This is a genomic window from Micromonospora sp. NPDC004551 (genome assembly GCF_040609975.1).
GTDB lineage: Bacteria > Actinomycetota > Actinomycetes > Mycobacteriales > Micromonosporaceae > Micromonospora.
In genome coordinates this window covers 157272-176981 of record NZ_JBEXLM010000003.1, presented here as the reverse complement: position 1 = coordinate 176981, position 19710 = coordinate 157272, and the positions used below count along the sequence as shown (strand labels likewise).

General features: G+C 74.2%; 22 protein-coding genes. 3 read left to right on the top strand and 19 right to left on the bottom strand.

The genetic code is table 11. The features are described from left to right. The first annotated feature begins 38 nt into the window (after positions 1–38). Together ABZW14_RS06255 and ABZW14_RS06250 are read left to right on the top strand one after the other, a co-directional pair. The gene (locus ABZW14_RS06255) at positions 39–689 is read left to right on the top strand and encodes a class I SAM-dependent methyltransferase (protein WP_355340637.1); all 651 of its coding nucleotides are present in this window, start codon (positions 39–41) and stop codon (positions 687–689) included. Positions 690–709: 20 nt separating this feature from the next. Next, positions 710–1816 carry a sulfite oxidase gene (locus tag ABZW14_RS06250; protein ID WP_355340634.1) on the top strand — a complete coding sequence of 369 codons (1107 nt, stop codon included), beginning with the start codon at positions 710–712 and terminating at the stop codon, positions 1814–1816. Between the two features lie 51 nt (positions 1817–1867). Here ABZW14_RS06250 and ABZW14_RS06245 read toward each other — a convergent pair whose 3' ends face one another. The 12 genes from ABZW14_RS06245 to proS form a co-directional block, all read right to left on the bottom strand. After that, positions 1868–2191, bottom strand: a complete 324-nt coding sequence (locus ABZW14_RS06245; protein WP_007075222.1) for a DUF2469 domain-containing protein — start codon at positions 2189–2191, stop codon at positions 1868–1870. Next, positions 2188–3048 carry a ribonuclease HII gene (locus ABZW14_RS06240; RefSeq protein ID WP_355340631.1) on the bottom strand — a complete coding sequence of 287 codons (861 nt, stop codon included), beginning with the start codon at positions 3046–3048 and terminating at the stop codon, positions 2188–2190. Before ABZW14_RS06240 ends, ABZW14_RS06245 begins: the two co-directional genes overlap by 4 nt. Further along, positions 3042–3509, bottom strand: coding sequence for an NUDIX hydrolase (locus tag ABZW14_RS06235; RefSeq protein WP_355340628.1), 468 nt, complete (start codon positions 3507–3509; stop codon positions 3042–3044). Before ABZW14_RS06235 ends, ABZW14_RS06240 begins: the two co-directional genes overlap by 7 nt. Before the next feature lie 47 nt (positions 3510–3556). Next, complete coding sequence (lepB, locus tag ABZW14_RS06230) at positions 3557–4189, bottom strand: signal peptidase I (RefSeq protein WP_355340625.1); 633 nt, start codon at positions 4187–4189, stop codon at positions 3557–3559. Beyond that, positions 4186–5067: a signal peptidase I gene (lepB, locus tag ABZW14_RS06225; RefSeq protein WP_355340622.1), complete on the bottom strand. Its 882-nt coding sequence runs from the start codon at positions 5065–5067 to the stop codon at positions 4186–4188. The genes lepB (ABZW14_RS06230) and lepB (ABZW14_RS06225) overlap by 4 nt, the downstream gene beginning before the upstream one ends. Before the next feature lie 193 nt (positions 5068–5260). Further along, complete coding sequence (gene rplS / locus ABZW14_RS06220; RefSeq protein WP_107077631.1) at positions 5261–5620, bottom strand: 50S ribosomal protein L19; 360 nt, start codon at positions 5618–5620, stop codon at positions 5261–5263. A 143-nt stretch (positions 5621–5763) separates the two neighbouring features. Beyond that, the gene (trmD, locus tag ABZW14_RS06215) at positions 5764–6552 is read right to left on the bottom strand and encodes a tRNA (guanosine(37)-N1)-methyltransferase TrmD (protein WP_355340619.1); all 789 of its coding nucleotides are present in this window, start codon (positions 6550–6552) and stop codon (positions 5764–5766) included. Between the two features lie 16 nt (positions 6553–6568). Continuing rightward, a complete protein-coding gene (gene rimM, locus ABZW14_RS06210) occupies positions 6569–7111 on the bottom strand; it encodes a ribosome maturation factor RimM (protein WP_355340615.1) in 543 nt (180 codons plus the stop codon). Then, complete coding sequence (locus ABZW14_RS06205) at positions 7111–7371, bottom strand: RNA-binding protein (protein WP_030500803.1); 261 nt, start codon at positions 7369–7371, stop codon at positions 7111–7113. The genes rimM and ABZW14_RS06205 overlap by 1 nt, the downstream gene beginning before the upstream one ends. Next, positions 7346–7804, bottom strand: coding sequence for a 30S ribosomal protein S16 (gene rpsP, locus ABZW14_RS06200; protein ID WP_091268710.1), 459 nt, complete (start codon positions 7802–7804; stop codon positions 7346–7348). The genes ABZW14_RS06205 and rpsP overlap by 26 nt, the downstream gene beginning before the upstream one ends. Before the next feature lie 241 nt (positions 7805–8045). Then, the gene (locus ABZW14_RS06195) at positions 8046–8714 is read right to left on the bottom strand and encodes a DUF402 domain-containing protein (RefSeq protein ID WP_355340611.1); all 669 of its coding nucleotides are present in this window, start codon (positions 8712–8714) and stop codon (positions 8046–8048) included. 1 nt (position 8715) lies between these two features. Beyond that, complete coding sequence (gene proS / locus ABZW14_RS06190; protein WP_355340608.1) at positions 8716–10122, bottom strand: proline--tRNA ligase; 1407 nt, start codon at positions 10120–10122, stop codon at positions 8716–8718. Between the two features lie 92 nt (positions 10123–10214). Here proS and ABZW14_RS06185 point away from each other — a divergent pair, with 92 nt between their 5' ends. Continuing rightward, positions 10215–10883 (top strand): TetR family transcriptional regulator, encoded by a 669-nt coding sequence (locus ABZW14_RS06185; protein WP_355340605.1) that lies wholly within the window; start codon positions 10215–10217, stop codon positions 10881–10883. Here ABZW14_RS06185 and ABZW14_RS06180 read toward each other — a convergent pair whose 3' ends face one another. The 7 genes from ABZW14_RS06180 to ABZW14_RS06150 all read right to left on the bottom strand — a co-directional run bounded on the left by ABZW14_RS06180 (position 10884) and on the right by ABZW14_RS06150 (position 19704). Continuing rightward, positions 10884–11972, bottom strand: coding sequence for an amidohydrolase family protein (locus ABZW14_RS06180; RefSeq protein WP_355340602.1), 1089 nt, complete (start codon positions 11970–11972; stop codon positions 10884–10886). Between the two features lie 57 nt (positions 11973–12029). Continuing rightward, positions 12030–13583, bottom strand: coding sequence for a signal recognition particle protein (gene ffh, locus ABZW14_RS06175; RefSeq protein ID WP_091268720.1), 1554 nt, complete (start codon positions 13581–13583; stop codon positions 12030–12032). A 223-nt stretch (positions 13584–13806) separates the two neighbouring features. Next, positions 13807–14463, bottom strand: coding sequence for a response regulator transcription factor (locus tag ABZW14_RS06170; protein ID WP_254331773.1), 657 nt, complete (start codon positions 14461–14463; stop codon positions 13807–13809). Then, positions 14460–15584, bottom strand: a complete 1125-nt coding sequence (locus ABZW14_RS06165; protein WP_355340598.1) for a sensor histidine kinase — start codon at positions 15582–15584, stop codon at positions 14460–14462. Before ABZW14_RS06165 ends, ABZW14_RS06170 begins: the two co-directional genes overlap by 4 nt. Positions 15585–15604: 20 nt before the next feature. Then, on the bottom strand, positions 15605–16426 hold the full coding sequence (locus ABZW14_RS06160) for an ABC transporter permease (RefSeq protein WP_355340595.1): 822 nt from the start codon (positions 16424–16426) through the stop codon (positions 15605–15607). Then, entirely contained in the window at positions 16416–17318 is a 903-nt protein-coding gene (locus tag ABZW14_RS06155; RefSeq protein WP_355340592.1) for an ABC transporter ATP-binding protein, read from the bottom strand. Before ABZW14_RS06155 ends, ABZW14_RS06160 begins: the two co-directional genes overlap by 11 nt. Positions 17319–17394: 76 nt before the next feature. Continuing rightward, positions 17395–19704 (bottom strand): [protein-PII] uridylyltransferase, encoded by a 2310-nt coding sequence (locus ABZW14_RS06150; RefSeq protein WP_355340589.1) that lies wholly within the window; start codon positions 19702–19704, stop codon positions 17395–17397. Between the last annotated feature and the right edge of the window lie 6 nt (positions 19705–19710).

Below are 19710 nucleotides of genomic sequence, written 5' to 3'. Positions count from 1 at the left end.
GACGGATCTGCTACCGGCGCGCCGCCTATGCTGGCCGCGTGACGAAGGACTGGTACGCCTGGCACACGGACTACGACCAGCCCGATTCCTCCCTGTCCCGCCGCCTCGCCGAGGTGCGGGACCGCATCGCGGAGGCGCTGGACGGCGCACCGCCCGGGCCGCTGCGGGCGCTCAGTCTCTGCGCCGGCCAGGGGCGGGACCTCATCCCGGTGCTCGCCACCCATCCCCGCGGCGGGGACGTGACGGCCCGCCTGGTGGAGCTCGACCCGCGCAACGCCGAGGTCGCCCGCCGGGCCGCCGCCGAGGCGGGCCTGACCGCCGTGGAGGTGGTGGTCGGGGACGCGGCCGTGACCGACCGGTACGCCGACCTCGTGCCGGCGGACCTCGTCCTGGCCTGCGGCATCTTCGGCAACATCACCGACGCCGACATCCGGGCCACGGTCCGGCACTGCGCCTCGCTCTGCGCCCCCGGCGGCACGGTCTTCTGGACCCGGCACCGCCGCGACCCGGACCTGGTCCCCGCCATCTGCGACTGGTTCGCCGAGGAGGGCTTCACACCGGTCGCGGTGAGCAGCCCGGCCGACGGGGTCGGGGTCGGCGCGCACCGCTTCGGCGGCCCGACCCGCCCGCTGAAGCCGGGTGTGGCGATGTTCGAGTTCATGGGCGACAACCACCTCACCCATCTCTGAGCAGGCCGAGGAGCAGCGAGATGACCACTGTGGACGACGTCAGCGGGCCGTCCCGGATCGCTGACCCGGACGAGGCGATCAGCGCCGAGGAACTCCAGTTGGCCGCGCGCAACCACGGCATCCCGCTGGAGGCGCTGCGCTACGACGTCACCCCGGCGGGGCTGCACTACCTGCTCATCCACTACGACATCCCGGATGTCGACCCGGCGGCGCACGCGCTGACCGTGGGCGGCGCGGTCGCGCGCCCGCTCCGCCTCGACCTGGCGGCGCTGCGCGAGCGGCCCCGTGTCACCCACCGGGTGACCCTGGAGTGCGCGGGGAACGGCCGGGCGCTGCTGCACCCGCGCCCGGTCAGCCAGCCGTGGCTGGTCGAGGCCGTGGGCAACGCCGAGTGGACGGGCACGCCGCTTGCCCCGCTGCTCCGTGAGGCCGGGTTGGCGGCCGACGCGGTGGACGTGGTCTTCACCGGTGCGGACCACGGGGTGGAGCGCGGCGTCGAGCAGGACTACCAGCGGGCCCTGCCGGTGGCGGACGCGCTGCGCGAGGAGGTGCTGCTGGCGTACGAGATGAACGGCGCTCCCCTGCTGCCGCAGCACGGTGCGCCCCTGCGGTTGATCGTGCCGGGCTGGTACGGCATGGCGCACGTCAAGTGGCTGCGCGACATCCGGGTGCTGACCGAGCCGTTCGACGGCTACCAGAACGCGGTGGCGTACCGGCTGCGGCAGGACGCCGGCGATCCGGGCGTGCCGGTGACCCGGATCGAGCCCCGGGCCCTGGTCCGCCCGCCGGGCTTCCCGGACTTCATGTCACGGACCCGGGTGCTGCGGCCGGGGCCGTGCACCGTGGACGGCCGGGCCTGGTCGGGGCACGCGCCGGTGACGGCCGTCGAGGTGACCTTCGACGGCGGTACGACGTGGGTGCCGGCGACCCTGGACGAGCCCACCGGGGGCGAGTGGGCGTGGCGGCGCTGGCAGGTGTCGTGGCGGGCGACGCCGGGGCGGCACGTGCTGGGCGCCCGGGCGGTGGACGCCTCCGGGCGGACCCAGCCGGTCGAGCAGCCGTGGAACCGGGGCGGGTTCGCGAACAACCTGGTGCAGCGGGTCGAGGTGGTCGTGCCGGCGGAGTGATCCGCCTCCGGCGGTCGGCCGGGCCCGTGGGCCCGCCGGCTGCTCGGTCCGTCAGCCGCCGAATCCGGAATCTGCGGGAAGCGAGATGTCGGGCTTTTCGAGCTCTTCCACATTGACGTCCTTGAACGTCATCACGCGGACATTCTTGACGAATCGGGCGGGCCGGTACATGTCCCACACCCAGGCGTCGTGCATCTCGACCTCGAAGTAGACCTCGCCGTCCGAGTTACGGACGTGCAGGTCGACCTGGTTCGCCAGGTAGAAGCGGCGCTCGGTCTCCACCACGTAGGAGAATTGGCGGACAATGTCGCGGTACTCCCGGTAGAGCTGCAGCTCCATCTCGGTCTCGTACTTCTCGAGATCTTCCGCGCTCATCGCACTCCGCCTTCCATGACCACATCTTCCCCCACCGACGCCGGAGGTCGCGGCTGCTCGCCCAACGCCACGCCGACGGTACCCCCTGGCGCGCCGGAGCGCTCCATCGGCTCGTCCGGGCCATCGGCGTCCGCCCCGTCGGGGACGCCGAAGAGCGCCTCGTCAGGGCTGCCGGGAGCCGGCCGGCGTGACCGGGGCGGCCGCCCGTCCCGTCCGGAGACGGTGGCCACGTTCACGTACGAGAAGCGGTGTTCCCGGCAGGGCCCCAACTCGCGCAGCGCGGCGCTGTGCTCCGGGGTGATGTAGCCCTTGTGCTCGGCGAAGCCGTAGCCCGGGTGCCGCTCGTCCAGGTCCACCATGATCCGGTCCCGGGTGACCTTGGCGAGCACGCTCGCCGCCGCCACGCAGGCGGCCACCCGGTCCCCCTTCCAGACCGCCAGGCCCGGCACGTCCAGCCCGTCCACGCCGAAGCCGTCCGTCAGCACGTATTCCGGCCGGGTGGTGAGCGAGGCGAGCGCCCGGCGCATGGCGGCCAGGTTGCACACGTGCAGCCCGCGCGCGTCGACCTCCTCGGCGGGGATGATCACCACCGCGTATGCCAGGGCCCGCGCCACCACCTCGTCGTAGACCCGCTCCCGGGCCGCCGGGGTGAGCAGCTTGGAGTCGGCCAGCTCGTCGATCTCGCCGCGCCGCCCCTCGGGCAGCACCGCGGCGGCGGCCACCAGCGGCCCGGCGCAGGCGCCCCGGCCGGCCTCGTCGGCGCCGGCCACGTGCCGGAAGCCGCGCCGTTGCAGGGCCCGCTCCAGCGCGTAGAGGCCACCGTCGCGGCGCACCACGGTGCGCGGCGGGGTCAGCACGGGCCACCCCCGGCGAGCGCCCGGGTGAGCCGGTCCACCAGGTCCGGCGGGTAGTAGCGCTCGGCCGTGCCGGCCAGGTCGGCGAGCGACCACCAGCGGTGGCCGTGCACGCTGGCCTGCTCGATCTCGTTGAAGCCGGCGGTGTCGACCTCCCAGGCCGGCACGCGGACCAGGAAGAAGTCCTGCTCCTGCCGGTACCAGACCCCGTCGAACGGGAACTCGACCGTCTCGGCCCACACGGGGGCGCCCAGCTCGGCCGGGGTGAGCCGCAGCCCGGTCTCCTCGGCCAGCTCGCGCACCGCGCCCGCGGCCGGGGCCTCCCCCGGGTCGAGGCCGCCCCCGGGGGTGAACCAGTAGCGGTGGCCCGGCCGGGCCGGATCGCTGCCCTCGAACAGCAGCACCCGGTCGGACGCGTCGACGAGCAGCACCCGGGCCGCACGACGAGGGGTGTAGACGGTCACCGCACAAGCCTGCCAGACGCCTCCGACGAACGCCCACGCCCTCCGGCTCAGGGATTGGGGATGCCGTCGAACTGCTCGGGCACGCTGAGCCAGGTGGCCCGGCCGACCGGCCAGAAGATCGTGAACGCCCGCCCGACCACCTGGTCCTCCGGGATGGTGGCCTCGGTGATGTCCTCGCCGGACTGCTGCCAGTGCTCCAGCGAGTCCCCGGAGGCCTCCCGGTGGTCGCCCATCACCCAGAGCCGGCCCTTCGGCACGGTGATGTCGAAGTCCTGGTCGGCGGGCTTGTTGCCGGGGAAGATGAACGGCTCGTCGATCGGCTTGCCGTTGATGATCAGCCGCTCCTGCGGGCCGGTGCGGTCGCAGCAGACCACGTGGTCGCCGCCGACCCCGATCACCCGCTTGATGAAGTCCTCGCCCTGCGGGTTGCCGCTCCACTCGGTGGGCGCCTTGAAGACGATCACCTCGCCCCGGTGCGGGGAGCGGAAGTCGTACACCAGCTTGTTGACCAGCACCCGATCGTCGATCTTGAGGGTGTTCTCCATGGACGGGGAGGGGATGAAGAAGGTCTGCAGTACGAAGGCACGAACCAGCACTGCGACCAGGATCGCCACGCCCAGGAGGATGGGCAGCTCCTTCCAGAAGGAGCTGCGCGGCTTCTCGGTCTGCTCGTCAATCACGGGTGGAGCCTACGTCCCCGGCCTTGGCGCAGTCGCCCCGAACGCGCGAGAACGGAGAGCGCGGCCGTGACCGGGAGGATCAGGACGACGCCGCCCACCGGATCGGGGTCCACCGGGACCGGACCGGCTGGCGCGGCGTTGGGTTGCGGCAGGTCGGCGAAGGTCTCCGGGACCGGCAGGGTGGTCCACCGCTGGGACGGCCAGACGATCATGAAGGCGCGCCCGACCACGTTGTCGATCGGCACCGGGCCCTGGCACCGGGCGTCCTGGGAGACCAGCCGGTGATCCCCCATCACGAAGATCTGGCCGGGCGGCACGACGATCTCGGTGAACTGCCGGGAGCGGCATTCCTTCGGGTTGGGCGGCAGGTCGACCGGGGAGTCCTCGGAGACGTACCCCTGTTCCTCCAGCGGCACGCCGTTGACCACGACCCGGCCCTTGTCGCAGCACCAGACCCGGTCGCCGGGCACCCCGATGACCCGCTTGATGAAGTCCTTCTCGCCGGGGCGGCTGACGCCGACCAGGTCGCCGAGGGTGCGGCCGACCTTGCCGGCGAGGTTCGTGGGGGGCGCGGGGGCCTCCTGGGCGACCCACCGGTCGGTGCCCCGGAACACGACCACCTCGCCGCGGACCGGGTCGCGGACGTCGTAGACGACCTTGTTGACCAGCACCCGGTCGCCGATGAGCAGGGTGTTCTCCATCGACCCGGACGGGATGAAGAAGGCCTGGAGCAGGAAGGTGCGGATCAGGACCGCGAGGCAGAAGGCCACGACGAGGAGGAGGGGCAGTTCCTGCCAGAGGGGCATCTGCCGGCGGCCCCGCCGGGCCCGCCGGCGCCAGGGGTCGACGGTGCCGTCCTCGTCAAGCATCTGCACCATGCCACTCTCCGGTCCGCGGAAACGACACTACCGCCCGGGAGTCTCCAGGGGAGACCCCACGGGCGGTAGTGAACCGCTGTGGCACCGCGTCGAGTGGGCGCGGCGCGCCGTTCCCCGGCGCCCGTACGACCAGGGTAATGCGCTCCGGTCGATACGACATCCGCAGAGGTCAGGGCGGCGTGGCGGGCGAAATTCAGCTCGCCGGCTGCTTCTCGCGCAGCTCCTTGATCTTGGCCTTCTTGCCCCGCAGCTCGCGCAGGTAGTAGAGCTTGGCGCGCCGCACGTCACCGCGGGTCACGACCTCGATCCGGTCGAGGGCCGGGCTGTTCAGCGGGTAGGTGCGCTCCACACCGACGCCGAAGCTGACCTTGCGGACCGAGAAGGTCTCGCGCAGACCGTCACCCTGGCGGCGGATGACGACGCCCTGGAAGATCTGGACCCGGGACCGGTTGCCCTCGACAACTCGCGCGTGCACCTTCACGGTGTCACCGGCGCGGAAGTCGGGCAGGTCAACGCGCTTCGACTGGGCGTCAAGGGCGTCCAGGATGTTCATCGCTGTGTCCTCGTGAGGCTCACGGCGCACCGTCAGTCGGTGCGCGGATGGGTGATTCTGACCCCCGGGTGGTGGCCGGCGACGCCGACCCCGGTCGAGGGTCCTCGCAGCCGCCCACGGCGTGGACGGATGCGGCAACCCCTCTACTTTGCCACATCCCCCGCCCGCGGCTGAAATCCACCCCGGTCCAGAGCCGCCCGGTCCCGCTTGTCCAGGCTCTCCGGGGGCAGCGCGGCGATCATGTCGGGGCGGCGGTCCGCCGTCCGCAGCAGCGCCTCGTCACGCCGCCAGCGGGCGATCCTGCCGTGGTCGCCGGAGCGGAGCACCTCGGGCACCTCGTGCCCGCGCCAGGTCGCCGGCTTCGTGTACATGGGGGCTTCCAGCAGCCCGTGGGCGTGCGACTCCTCGTCGAGCGAGCCGGCATTGCCGAGCACACCGGGCAGCAGCCGGGTGACCGCCTCCAGGATGACCAGCACGGCCACCTCGCCACCGAAGAGCACGTAGTCACCGAGGGAGACCTCGGTCACCCGCATCCGGGTCGCCGCGTGGTCGAGCACCCGCTGGTCGATGCCCTCGTAGCGGCCGCAGGCGAAGAGCAGGTGCGACTCGGCGGCCAGCTCGTGGGCCAGGGCCTGGGTGAACGGGACGCCGGCCGGCGACGGCACGAGCAGCCGGGGCAGCGTGTGCCCGTCCGGGCTCAGCTCGTCGGGGGCCAGGGCGTCGAGGGCCTCACCCCACGGCTCGGGCCGCATCACCATGCCGGGGCCGCCGCCGTAGGGGGTGTCGTCGACGGTGCGGTGCACGTCGTGGGTCCAGGTCCGCAGATCGTGTACGGCCAGCCGCAGCGTGCCGCCCGCCCGGGCCTTGCCGATCAGCGACAGGTCCAGCGGGGCGAAGTATTCCGGGAAGATCGACACGATGTCGACGCGCATGAGGGGGTGGCTCCAGTCAGAGGTCGAGCAGCCCGCCGGGCAGCTCCACCACCACGCGGCCGCCCGCGACGTCGACCTCGGGCACGATCGCCTTGACGAACGGGATGAGCGCGGTCCGCCCGTCGGGGCGCCGTAGCACCAGCAGGTCGGAGGCGGGGGCGTGGTCGATGCGGGCCACCTCGCCCAGCCGCTCGCCGTCGCGGGTCACCACGGCCAGGCCGACCAGCTGGTGGTCGAGGAACTCCTCCGGGTCCGCCGGCGGAGCGACGTGGGCGCTGTCCACGCCGAGCAGGGTGCCGCGCAGCGCCTCGGCGACGTCGCGGTCCAGCACGCCCTCGAAGGTGACCAGAAGCCGTCCCTGGTGCCAGCGGGTGGCCTCGACGGTCAGCTTGTCCGGCACCCGGTAGGCACCGGGCTCCGGGGGCGCGACCGCCCCCGGCTCGGTGCGCAGCACCGAGCCGGAGGCGAAACGTGCTTCGGGCTCATCGGTCCGCACCTCCACGGTGACCTCACCGCGGATGCCGTGCGGCTTACCGATCCGGCCGACGATGAGAAGCATCAGTACGAGTCGACGATGTCGACGCGCACCCCGCGCCCACCGATGGAGCCGATCACCTGGCGCAGCGCCTTGGCGGTCCGGCCGGACCGCCCGATCACCGTGCCGAGGTCCTCCGGGTGCACGCGGACCTCGAGCCGCTTGCCCCGACGGGAGTCGACCATGCGCACCCGGACGTCGTCCGGGTGGTCGACGATGCCCTTGACCAGGTGCTCCAGGGCGGGACGCAGCGCCATGTCAGGCCTGCTCGCCGGACTCGGCACCGGTCTGCTCCTCGGCCTTCGGCGCCTCGGCCTCGGCGGCGGGGGCCTGGGCCTTGGCGGCCTTCTTGGCCGGGGCCGGAGTGTCGGCAACGCCGGCGGCGGCCTTCGCCTCGGCCTCGTACGCCGCCTTGCGGTCGGCGCGCTCGGCGGCGACCTTCAGCGGCGGCGGGGCCGGCAGGCCCTTGAACTTCTGCCAGTCACCGGTCAGCTCCAGCAGACGCTGCACGGCCTCGCTCGGCTGCGCGCCGACGGACAGCCAGTACTGGACCCGCTCCGACTTGACCTCGATCACCGAAGGGTCTTCCTTCGGCTGGTACACACCGACGAACTCGATCGCGCGACCGTCACGCTTGGTGCGCGAGTCGGCGACGACGATGCGGTACTGCGGGTTGCGGATCTTGCCCATCCGCAGGAGCCGGATCTTTACGGCCACAGTTGTTTCGCTCCTGTTGCGATCTCACCAACCCGGTGCGGGCGGTGTGGCGGGTGAGCGCCGACCGGCACAGTGGGGTTGGGCCGGAGACTGCTCGGTGAACTGGCGACGCGCCCGGGTTAGAGGGCGCCGGACGCGCGCCGGATACCAGCGAACCATTCTGCCATGTCCGGCCCCGATCTCTCACACCGGACCCGGACAGGTCACCCGGGTCGCGCACGAGGTGACGAACGACACGGGCTCAGCGGACCGGCGGACGGTCCCAGCCGGGTGGCAGTTCGTCCGGTACGTCCCAGTCGGCGGGCGGGGTGAAGTCGCACCAGCTGCCGTCGAACGGGAACTCACCGGCCTCGGCGATGCGGATCACCCGCTCCCCCTCGGCCCGTACCGCCTTCTCGTCGGTCACCCAGTAGTGCCCGGGGAAGGCGAGGCGCTCGACGAACTCGTCCTCGTCCTTCCACTCCCAGCTCAGGTCCGGGTGGACCACCACGTCGAGATCCTGGTCGACCATGTCGACCCCGGCCACCGTGCCGTCGTCCCAGCGGACGCCGGGCTCCTCCAGGTTGACGTACCAGTTCTGGAAGTCGTCCCGGGCGTCGCGGAACCACCAGACCGAGTGGGCCGCGCCCGTGGGCAGGAACTTCAGCACCGGCGGACCGTTCCAGCGCCCCTGGTCGAGCCGGTAGGACGAGGTGATCCACTCGGCGAAGGGCACGGCCCGCATGCCCAGCCCCGCCTCGGTCACCTCGTGCGCCACCGGGCTGTTCCGGGCCACCCAGAGCAGCAGGCCCCGGTCGTCGTCGCACACCACCCGGGCCGCCCGGACCCAGCCGATCCGGCCGTGCCGCACGTTCCGGTGCAGGATCAGCCGGCCCGGCGCGAACCGGTCGACCGGACCGCCCGGCCGCACCTCAGTAGGCGCGGGCCAGGACGGCGACCAGGTCGGGCTCGTCCTCGGAGTCCGGCACGGAGCCGTCGGCCCGCAGCAGGCACCGGACGGTGACGCCCTGGCCGTTCGCCTCGGCCTCGCCCTCGACACCGACCGCCGACCACGGCACCTTGGCCCAGCCGGTGGCGGCCGCCTCGATGGCCTCGGCCAGCGTGCCGACCTCGACCGTGCGGGACTGCCGGAACGCCAGCGCCTGGTCGTGCAGCGCCTGCTGGTCCGCCTCCAGCGCGGCGAGCACCGCGCCCACCACGTCGGCGACCGGGACCGGCGCCTTCGACCCGTCCGTACGCCGGACCACGACCGCGTTGCCGGCGGCCAGGTCGCGGGGGCCGACCTCGACGCGCACCGGGTAGCCGCGCAGCTCGGCGTCGACGGCGCGGCGGCCGAACGCGGTGTCGGTCCGGTCGTCCAGCGCGACCCGGACCCCGGCGTCGCGCAGCGCGTCGCACAGCTTGTTCGCCGCCTCGGCGACGCCCTCGCCGTCCTTGACGACCATCACGTACGCCTGGACCGGCGCCAGCTTCGGCGGCACCCGCAGGCCGTTGTCGTCGCCGTGGCACATGATCAGGCCGCCGAGCATCCGGGTCGAGGTGCCCCAGGACGTGGTCCAGGCGTGCTCCCGGCCGCCCTCGGCGGAGGAGTAGCTGATGTCGAACGCCTTGGCGAAGTTCTGGCCCAGCTCGTGGCTGGTGCCCAGCTGGAGCGCCTTGCCGTCGCCCATCATGCCTTCGCAGGTGTAGGTGGCGGTCGCGCCGGCGAAGCGCTCGCGGGCGGTCTTCAGACCGACCACCACCGGGATGCCGAGCACGTTGACCATCAGATCCTCGTACGCCTCGTGCAGGATCCGGCGGGCGTAGGCCCGGGCGTCCTCGCGCGTGGCGTGCGCGGTGTGCCCCTCCTGCCAGAGGAACTCGCTGGTGCGCAGGAAGATCCGGGGGCGCAGCTCCCAGCGGACCACGTTCGCCCACTGGTTGAGCAGCAGCGGCAGGTCCCGGTAGGAGTCGATCCACTTGGCCATGAACTCGCCGATCACCGTCTCGCTGGTGGGGCGGACCACCACCGGCTCGGCGAGCTGCTTGCCACCACCGTGGGTCACCACGGCCAGCTCCGGCGAGAAGCCCTCGACGTGCTCGGCCTCGCGCTTGAGGTAGCTCTCCGGGATGAAGAGCGGGAAGTACGCGTTCTCCGCGCCGGCCGCCTTGATCCGGGCGTCCATCTCGGCCTGCATCCGCTCCCAGATGGCGTAGCCGGCCGGTCGGATGACCATGGTGCCCCGCACCGGGCCGTTGTCGGCCAGCTTCGCCTTGGCGATCAGGTCCTGGTACCAGCGGGGGAAGTCCTCCGCACGGGGAGTGAGCACGCGTGCCATGACCGCACATCCTATGCGCCGGGCGAGCCGCCGCTGCGCCCGGGAGTCGGCGCACGCCGTGTCGTGCCGCCCGGCCGTAGACTTCGACGGCGATGGGTGAGCTTCCAGACGCCGGCTCCGGGTCGTCGCGCGACGGCTCCGGGTCGCGGCGCCGCACGAGACGCGCCGAGCCGGAGTTGTCGAAACGGCTGCGGGACGCGATCGTCGACGCCGCCCGCGCGCAGACGATCGCCCTTGGCTGGGACGGCGTCCGGATGGGCGGGGTGGCGCAGGCCGCCGGGGTGAGCCGGCAGACCGTCTACAACGAGTTCGGCAGCAAGGCCGGCCTGGCCGAGGCGCTCGCCCGGCGCGAGGTGGACCGGTTCGTCGGCGAGGTCCGCGCGGCCCTCGACGCGCACGGCGACGACGTGCGCGCGGCGGCGTACGCGGCCATCCGGCACACCCTCGCCGCCGCCGCGGACAACCCGCTGGTCAAGGCGATCCTGACCAGCGCCCGGGGCGGCTCCGACGAGCTGCTGCCCTACCTGACCACCCGGTCCGAGCTGGTGCTGGCCGAGTCGTCCGCGGTCCTGCTGGACTGGGCCGACCGCACCCTGCCGGCAGGCGACCGCAGGGCCCGCGCCTTCGCCGCGGACACCATCGTCCGCCTGGCGGTCAGCCACATCGTCCTCCCCCGCTCCCCGGTGGAGGAGACGGCCACCGCCCTCACGGACCTGGCCCTCCACCTCTTCCACGCCGCCACCCCGACGCGAACTTCTTGATCAACGAGGCGGAGGAAGGACCCGGCCGCGGAGGATGATGCGGGAGGGGGTGCGGACCACGCGCAGGTCGCGGCGGGGATCCTCGGGGTAGACGGTCAGGTCGGCCAGGCCGCCCTCGACCAGGCCGGGGAAGCCGAGCCACTCGCGCGCCCGCCAGGAGGCGGCGGCCAGCACGTCCTCGGCGGACATGCCGGCCTGCTCGTGCAGGAGCAGCATCTCCTCGGCGGCCAGCCCGTGGTCGATGCCGCCGCCCGCGTCGGTGCCCACGTAGATGGGCACCCCCGCCTCGTGCGCGGCGCGGACCACCTCGGGAAAGCGGTCGCGCAGGGCGAGCATGTGGTCGGCGTACCCCGGGAACTTCCCGCGGGCCTGCTCGGCGATGTGACCGAAGGTCCGGATGTTGATCATCGTGGGCACCAGCGCGGTGCCCTGGCGGGCCATCAGGTCGATCAGGTCGAGGCTCAGCCCGGTGCCGTGCTCCACCGAGTCCACGCCGGCCCGCACCATGATCTCCACGGCCGACTCGGAGAAGGTGTGCACGGCCGCGCGTACCCCGGCGGCGTGCGCGGCGGCGACGGCCGCCGTCATCGTGTCGGCGTCCCAGGCCGGCGCCAGGTCGCCCACCCCGCGGTCGATCCAGTCGCCGACCAGCTTGACCCAGCCGTTGCCCGCGGCCGCCTGCGCGGCCACCGTCGCGGCCACCTCGGCCGCGCCGACCTCCACCCCGATGTCGCGCAGGTAGCGCTTCGGTGGCGCGACGTGCCGGCCGGCGCGGGCCAGTCGCGGCAGGTCCGGCTCGTCGTCGAGTTCCGGGTACGGGTACGGGGAACCGGCGTCGCGGATGGCCAGCACCCCGGCGTCCCGGTCGGTGCGGGCCAGCTCGCGGGCCTGGTCGACGGAGGTGATCGGGGCGCCCCCGCGGGCGATGCCGATGTGGCAGTGGGCGTCGGTCAGGCCGGGCAGCACGAAGCCGCCGTCGACGACCGTCTCGGCGCCGGGCACCGGTTCGAAGGTGACCCGGTCGCCGACCAGCCACAGGTCCCGGACCTCGTCGTCGGGCAGGAGCACACCGCGCACATGCAGAGCCATGTGCACAGTCCTACCCGATCACTCCGGCGAGCGTGTCACGAGGCCGTCGGCGGGCCCTCAGCGCGGGCCCTTGTCACCGCCCTTGCCGAGCTTGTTGAAGTCGATCTTCGGCAGCTTGAAGCCCGGAGGCAGGCCCTGGCCGCCGGCCAGGTCGCCCGGGTCGAGGCCCGGCGGCAGCTGCGGCATCCCGCCCGGGAAGCCACCCGGCACCCCGGCGCCGGTACGCGGCCGCCCGCCGCCCTTGGTGCCCTTGCGCTTGTTCTTCGGCGACTTGGTCGCCTTGCGCCGGCCACCGCCGGGCAGGCCCATCATGCCGCCCATCTGCTTCATCATCTTCTGCGCGTCGGCGAAGCGGTTGAGCAGCTGGTTGACGTCCATGACGGTGACACCGGAGCCGTTGGCGATGCGGGCCCGGCGGGAGCCGTTGATGATCTTCGGGGTGGTGCGCTCGGCCGGGGTCATCGACCGGATGATCGCGGTGACCCGGTCGAAGTGCTTGTCGTCCAGCTCGGCGAGCTGGTCCTTCATCTGCCCCATGCCCGGCATCATGGCCAGCACGTTGGCGATCGGACCCATCCGCCGGACCGCGATGAGCTGATCGAGGAAGTCCTCCAGGGTGAACTGCTCGCCGCCCATCAGCTTGGCGGTCATCTTCTCCTTCTGATCGGCGTCGAAGGCCTGCTCGGCCTGCTCGATCAGCGTGAGGACGTCGCCCATGCCGAGGATCCGGCTGGCCATCCGGTCGGGGTGGAAGACGTCGAAGTCCTCCAGCTTCTCGCCGGTGGAGGCGAACAGGATCGGCTGCCCGGTGACCTCCCGGACCGACAGCGCCGCGCCACCGCGGGCGTCACCGTCGAGCTTGGAGAGGACCACACCGGTGATGCCGACGCCGTCGCGGAACGCCTCGGCGGTGCGGACCGCGTCCTGACCGACCATGGCGTCGATGACGAAGATGACCTCGTCGGGCTGGACCGCGTCGCGGATGTCCGCGGCCTGCTGCATCATCTCGGCGTCGATGCCGAGCCGGCCGGCGGTGTCGACGATGACGATGTCCCGGGCGGCCCGCTTGGCGTGCTCGATCGAGTCGCGCGCGACCTGCACCGGGTTGCCGACGCCGTTGCCGGGCTCCGGGGCGTACACCTCGACGCCGGCCCGGCCACCGAGCACCTGGAGCTGCCCGACGGCGTTGGGGCGCTGGAGGTCGGCGGCGACCAGCAGCGGCTGGTGGCCCTGGGCCTTGAGCCAGCGGGCCAGCTTGCCGGCGAGGGTGGTCTTACCGGAACCCTGGAGACCGGCCAGCATGATCACGGTCGGCGGGTGCTTGGCGAACTGGAGCCGCCGCCCCTCGCCACCGAGGACCGCGATCAGCTCCTCGTTGACGATCTTGACGATCTGCTGGGCCGGGTTGAGCGCCTGGGAGACCTCGGCGCTGCGCGCCCGCTCCTTGACGTTCGCGATGAAGCCCTTGACCACCGGCAGGGCGACGTCGGCCTCCAGCAGCGCCATGCGGATCTCGCGCGCGGTGGCGTCGATGTCGGCGTCGGTGAGCCGACCCTTGCCGCGGAGCTTGGTGAAGATCCCGGACAGGCGGTCACTCAAGGTGTCAAACACGCGAACATCCCGTTTGTCGTTTTCGGCGGGCACAGGGCGGCCGGGCAGGTGTCCAGCCCACCGCTAGGGTAGCCCGCCGCCGACACCCCCGCTCCGGGCCGCCCACCACCGCCGGGCGGTGCGGCGCTCGAGATCTTGGACGGAAGCTGCCCCTGTGGGGGCCGTTTCGTACCAAGATCTTCCGGTGTACCGACTCCTGCCGGCCACGCTCGGCGGCGACGGGTCAGGAGGCGACCAGGCCCGACTGGTACGCGAAGACCACCAGCTGGGCCCGGTCCCGGGCGCCGAGCTTGACCATGGCCCGGCTCACGTGGGTGCGCGCGGTGGCCGGGCTGACCACCAGCCGCTCGGCGATCTCGACGTTGCTCAGCCCCTCGCCGACGAGCCCCACCACCTCGCGTTCCCGGTCGGTGAGGGCGCCCAGGCGGGGGTGCGGGCGGGGCACCCGGGCGGGCCGGGTGGCGAACTCCCGGACCACCCGCCGGGTCACCGACGGGGAGAGCAGCGCCTCCCCCTCGGCGACCAGCCGGATGGCCCGCAGCAGCTCCGCCGGGCGGGTGTCCTTGGTGAGGAAGCCGCTGGCGCCGTGCCGGAGGGCGTCGAAGACGTACTCGTCCAGCTCGAAGGTGGTCAGCACGACCACCCGGGTGCCGGCCAGCGCGGGGTCCGCGACGATCCGGCGGGTCGCCTCGATGCCGTCGACGCCCGGCATGCGGACGTCCATGAGCACCACGTCGGGACGTTCCCGGCGGGCCGCCTCGACGGCGGCGAGCCCGTCGGCGGCCTCCCCGACCACGGTGAGGTCGTCCTCGCTCTCCACCAGGGCACGCAGCCCGATCCGGACCAGGTCCTGGTCGTCGGCGAGCAACACCCGGATCATGCGACCTCCTCCACGGGCAGTGTGGCGGACACCCGGAAGCCGCCGGCGGAGGCGGGGCCGGCCGTGAACGAGCCGCCCAGCGCGGTGACCCGCTCCCGCATGCCGGCCAGCCCGTAGCCGGGCCGGTCCGCCGGGGCGCCCGGGCCTCGGCCGGTGTCGGTGACCTCGACGGCGACCTCCGCGGGCGCGTACCGGATGCGGACGGTGGCGGTGGCCGGCCCCGCGTGCCGCAGCACGTTGGTCAGCGCCTCCTGCACCACCCGGTAGGCGGCCAGGTCCACCGCGACCGGGAGCGGGCGCGGCGGCCCGTCCACCTCGACGGTGACCGGCAGCCCGGCGCCGGCCAGCCGCTCGCGCAACTGCGGGAGCTGCGCCAGCCCGGGCGCCGGCGCGCGCTCGTCGACCGCCTCGTCGCGCCGGACCACCGTCAGCGTCACCCGCAACTCGTCGAGGGCCTCCTTGCTGGTCCGGCTGATCGCGGTGAGCGCCGCCTCGGCCTGCTCAGGCTTGCGGGCCAGCAGGTGCAGGGCGATCTCGGCCTGGAGGTGGATCGCGGCGAGCCCGTGGCCGACCACGTCGTGCACCTCCCGCGCCACCCGCAGCCGCTCGGCGTCGGCCAGCCGGCGTGCCTCGTCGGTGCGGCTGCGCGCCGCGTTCTCCCGGCCCAGCCGGACGGTGACCCCCACGGCGAAGGGCACCACCACCCAGGCGGCGGCCGGCATCAGCCCGACCAGGCCGGGTGGGCGCACCCCGACGAAGACGTGCGTGAGCAGCACGAGCAGCGCCGCCCCGTTGGCCGCCGCCGCGAGCCGCACCGGCCGGTGGGCGGCCACCGTGTAGACCGCGACGAAGAACGACAGCAGGATCGGGCCGTAGGGGTAGCCGAGCACCAGGTACGCGGTGCTCGCCCCGGTGACCACGGCCAAGGTGGCCAGCGGCCAGCGCCGCCGGACGGCCACCGCGAGCGCGGCCACCACGACCAGCGGATAGGCGGCGGGCCCGGCCTCCACGCCCTGGTTGAGACCGGCCGGCGCGGTGCCGGCCAGCCCGATCACCAGCAGGACCAGGGCGACGAGGCCGTCCAGGAGCCACGGCCCCCGGTCGCCGCGCTCGCGGTCCACGTCCCCTCCCCCGCCCGGCCTCAGCCGATGTCCCGCCGGCGCAGCAGCACCGCGCCGACCGCCGCGAACCCGACCAGGTACGCGGCCACCACGACGGCCGCCTGCCCGCCGCCCACGGTGGTCGCCACCCCGGGGGTGTCCCCCGGCGCGCCGAGCGCGGCGGCCAGCGAGCCGGCGTTCGGCCCGGGCAGCCCCTCCTGCGCCTTCGCCACCCAGTCGACCAGTGGCGCGGCGATCGCGGCGAGCAGGTTCTGCACCGCGAGCATCCACACCAGGCCCAGCCCGACCGGCAGCGCCACGGCGCGCAGCGCGACGGCGAGCACGGCACCGAGCATGGCCCACATCGTCGCGATGAGCCACCCCGCCCCGATCCCGGTGAGCAGGTCGCCGGCCGACGGCCAGGTCACCGGCTGCGCCTCGGCGGACGCGATGAGCACGCTGGCCACCGCGCCGACCGCGAACACGGCCAGCACCACGGCCAGCGCGGCGGCGGCGAGGGCGAGGAGCTTGCCCGCGTACACCTCCAGACGGGTCGGGCCCTGGGTGAGCACCGTCTTCCAGGTGCCCCAGCCGTACTCGCCGCCGACCGTGAGCACGCCGAGGATCAGCAGGATCGAGCCGAGGAAGACCGGCAGCCCGCCGAGGGAGTTGCCGACCAGGTGGTCGGGGAGCAGCGCGGGCAGTGTCCGGCCGGTGTTCGGCCCGTCGGTGCCGCCCGCGATGCCGGCGTACGGGAAGACGTAGGTGAAGATCAGTGCGAGTACCAGCGTGATGGCCAGCAGCAGCCAGCTGGCCGGCCGCCGGACGAGCTTGACCGTCTCGGCGCGGAAGCTACGCGACATCGGCCGTTCCCTTCTCCACGAGGTCGAAGAAGACCTGCTCCAGGTCCCGTTCCCGGGGACGCAGCTCGCGCACGGCGAGCCCGGCCCCGACCAGTTCGGTGTTGAGCCAGGCGGCCCGGTCCGGCTCGACGGCCAGCTCCAGCCCGCCGTCGACCACCCGGACCCGCTCGGCGCCGACCAGTTCCCGCGCCCGGGCGGCCGCGGCGTCCAGCGGGTCGGCGAGCAGCCGCAGCCCGGCCGCGCCGCGCAGCTCGGCGACGCTGCCCTCGGCGACCAGCCGGCCCCGGGCGATCACCCCGACCCGGTCGCAGACCTGCTCGACCTCGCCGAGCAGGTGGCTGGAGACCAGCACCGTGCAGCCGGCCGCGCCGAGCCGGCGGATCAGGGTGCGCATGTCCGCCATGCCGGCCGGGTCGAGGCCGTTGGTCGGCTCGTCCAGGATCAGCAGGCGGGGGTCCTTCAGCAGCGCTGCCGCCACCCCGAGCCGCTGCTTCATGCCCAACGAGTAGCCGGCGTAGCGGTCGCCGGCCCGGTCGGTGAGGTCGACCAGGTCGAGCACGAGCGCGACCCGGTCGGCGCCCACCCCGGCGTAGCGGGCCAGCACCCGCAGGTTGTCCCGGCCGGAGAGGTACGGGTAGAAGGCCGGCCCCTCGATCAGCGCCCCGACCCCGGTGAGCCGGCCGGCGGCGGGCGGCCGGCCGAGCAGCCGGACCGTGCCGGCGGTGGGCCGGACGAGCCCGAGCAGCATGCGCAGGGTGGTGGTCTTGCCGGCGCCGTTGGGGCCGAGGAAGCCGTACACCTCGCCGGCCCGGACGGTGAGCTGGAGGTCCTGCACGGCGGTCAGGCCGCCGTACCGTTTCGTGAGCCCTTCGGTCTGCACTGGCAGGTTCATGCCACCGAGCGTCCCGCCGGGCGGGCCCCGGCACGTCGCCCCGGCGGCGGCTTTCTGACTACGTCCCCGGACGTAGTCAGACGGCGGCGAGGACGGCGGCCTCGATGCGGTCGCGGGTGGCGGGTGACGGCCAGCCGCCGACCAGGTAGAACGCGTCCACCACGTCGCCGCCGAGGGTGGAGATCCGGGCGGCCCGCACCTGGGCGCCGGCCTCGTCGAGGGCGCAGGTAACCCGGTAGAGCAGCCCGGCCGCGTCGGCGGCGCGCAGCTCCAGCAGCACCGCGTCGGTGGCCGCCTCGCGGTGCCAGACCACCCGGGGCGCGGCGCCCTGGCCGCGCGCCGCGAGGGCCCGGCCGCGCAGCCGCTGGGTGACCGAGACGTCGCCGGCGACCGCGCGCCGAAGGTCGGCGCTGAGCGCGATCGGGTCCGGGGCCAGGCCGTAGCGCGGCTGCACCCGGCACTGCACGAGGGCCCGGCCGTCGACCGTGGCGGCGTCCGCGGAGACCACCTCCAGCCGGTGCAGGGCCAGGCAGCCGGCCACCGTGGCGAGCAGCCCCCGCCGGTCGGCCGCGGCCACCGACACCCGGTCCTCCCCGAGGTGTACGACCGGCAGCGGCCCGGCGACCAGCGCCGGGTCGGGGGCCGGCGGGGCGGGCACCACGCCGGTGTCCAGGGCGCTCCGCACCCGGGCGACGAGTTCGGCGACCAGCCGCCCCTTCCACTCCGACCAGGCGGCCGGCCCGGTGGCTGCGGCGTCGGCCCGGACCAGGCCGTGCAGCAGCTCCAGGGTGGTGGTGTCGCCGACCCGCTCGGCGACGCCGGCGACGGTCTTCGGGTCGGAGAGGTCGCGCCGGGTGGCCACGTCGGGCAGCAGCAGGTGCAGCCGGACCAGCCGGCCGATCAGCGCCGCCTCGTCGTCGGGCAGCCCGATCCGGGTGGCCACCGCCTCGGCCAGGGGCGCGCCCACGGTGCTGTGGTCGCCGGGGAGCCCCTTGCCGATGTCGTGCAGGAACGCGCCGAGCAGCAGCAGGTCGGGGCGGTCCACGTCGCGGGTGTGCCGGCTCGCCTCGTACGCGGCCTGCACCAGGTGCCGGTCGAGGGTGAACCGGTGCACCGGGTTGTGCTGGGGCAGGCTGCGCAGCCGCGTCCACTCGGGCAGCCAGCCGTCGATGAGGCCGTACCGGTCGCAGGTCTCCCAGGCGGGCACCAGGCCGGCACCGGCGCCGAGCAGGGTGATCAGCGCGGCCCGGGCGGCCGGCGGCCAGGGCGCGGGCAGCGGCGGGCAGTACGCGGCCAGCCACTCGCAGGTGGCCCGGGCGATGGGCAGGCGGGTGGTCGCCGCGGCGGCGGCCACCCGCAGCGACAGGCTCGGGTCGGGGCGGGCGCCGATCGCCGTGCGGGCGAGCACCAGCTCGCCGTCCTGCTCGACCACGTCCCGGGCGACCGGGCGGCGCAGGGGCCGGCCGGCGGCGGTCCGGTGCCGGCCGGCGCGGAGCCGGTCGGCGGCCCGCCAGGCGTCGTCGAGGGCGTGGCTGACGGTCCGCGCGTCCCCGGCCACCCGGCGCAGCAGCGCGTCACCGTCACCGACCGGCACCGCCTCGGCGTCCGCGTCCCCGGTCGGGGGCTGGCGCAGCCCGAGCAGGGCGGCGACGCCGTCCCGCTCCTGGGCGACGAGCCGGTCGACGCGGCGGCCGACCTGCTGGTGCAGGGCGTCCCGGGTGTCCAGCAGCCGCCGGTGGGCGGCGTGCACGGCGGGGCGGAGGGCGTCGGTGACGCCGGCGGTGGCGATGGCCCGGAGGAGGCCGACGTCGCGCAGCCCGCCGGCGGCCTCCTTGAGGTCGCCCTCCAGGAGGAAGGCCAGCTCGCCGTGGGTCTCCCAGCGGGCGGTGGTGATCTCCCGGAGCCGTGGGAGCTGCCGGACGGCGGTGCGCCGCCAGTGGTCGGCGGCGGTGCGGACGAGTTGGTCGGCCAGCACCGGGTCACCGGCCACGTGGCGGGCGTCGAGCAGGCCGAGGGCGACCTTGACGTCGTCCTGGGCCACCGACAGCGCCTCGGCGACGGTGCGTACCGAGTGGTCCAGCCGCAGCCCGGCGTCCCAGATCGGGTACCAGAGCGAGGCGGCCAGGTCGTCGATGCCGGGCACCCCCGCGTGCAGCAGCACCAGGTCGAGGTCGCCGTAGGGCGCACACTGCCGCCGGCCCAGCCCGCCGACCGCGACCAGCGCGATCCCCTGCCGCGCCGGGAAGATGCCGCGCAGCCAGGCGTCCAGGGCGTCGGCGCGGGCCGCGCGGGCCTCGGCGCCGATCCCCCCGGGTACGCCGGCGACCTCGTTGACCGCGAGCGGGCCGTCCCCGGTGGGGCCGGTCGTCGTGGTCAACGAGGTCACGTCGGT

What these genes read in the sequence shown, in the direction of transcription:
- rimM (WP_355340615.1), bottom strand. Translation starts at nt 7,111, where the DNA reads ATGCTTCTCATCGTCGGCCGGATCGGTAAGCCGCACGGCATCCGCGGT.
- ABZW14_RS06185 (WP_355340605.1), top strand. Translation starts at nt 10,215, where the DNA reads ATGGGTGAGCTTCCAGACGCCGGCTCCGGGTCGTCGCGCGACGGCTCC.
- rplS (WP_107077631.1), bottom strand. Translation starts at nt 5,620, where the DNA reads ATGAACATCCTGGACGCCCTTGACGCCCAGTCGAAGCGCGTTGACCTG.
- ABZW14_RS06170 (WP_254331773.1), bottom strand. Translation starts at nt 14,463, where the DNA reads ATGATCCGGGTGTTGCTCGCCGACGACCAGGACCTGGTCCGGATCGGG.
- ABZW14_RS06250 (WP_355340634.1), top strand. Translation starts at nt 710, where the DNA reads ATGACCACTGTGGACGACGTCAGCGGGCCGTCCCGGATCGCTGACCCG.
- lepB (WP_355340622.1), bottom strand. Translation starts at nt 5,067, where the DNA reads ATGGTGCAGATGCTTGACGAGGACGGCACCGTCGACCCCTGGCGCCGG.
- ABZW14_RS06160 (WP_355340595.1), bottom strand. Translation starts at nt 16,426, where the DNA reads ATGTCGCGTAGCTTCCGCGCCGAGACGGTCAAGCTCGTCCGGCGGCCG.
- ABZW14_RS06155 (WP_355340592.1), bottom strand. Translation starts at nt 17,318, where the DNA reads ATGAACCTGCCAGTGCAGACCGAAGGGCTCACGAAACGGTACGGCGGC.
- trmD (WP_355340619.1), bottom strand. Translation starts at nt 6,552, where the DNA reads ATGCGCGTCGACATCGTGTCGATCTTCCCGGAATACTTCGCCCCGCTG.
- proS (WP_355340608.1), bottom strand. Translation starts at nt 10,122, where the DNA reads ATGGCACGCGTGCTCACTCCCCGTGCGGAGGACTTCCCCCGCTGGTAC.
- ABZW14_RS06245 (WP_007075222.1), bottom strand. Translation starts at nt 2,191, where the DNA reads ATGAGCGCGGAAGATCTCGAGAAGTACGAGACCGAGATGGAGCTGCAG.
- ABZW14_RS06180 (WP_355340602.1), bottom strand. Translation starts at nt 11,972, where the DNA reads ATGGCTCTGCATGTGCGCGGTGTGCTCCTGCCCGACGACGAGGTCCGG.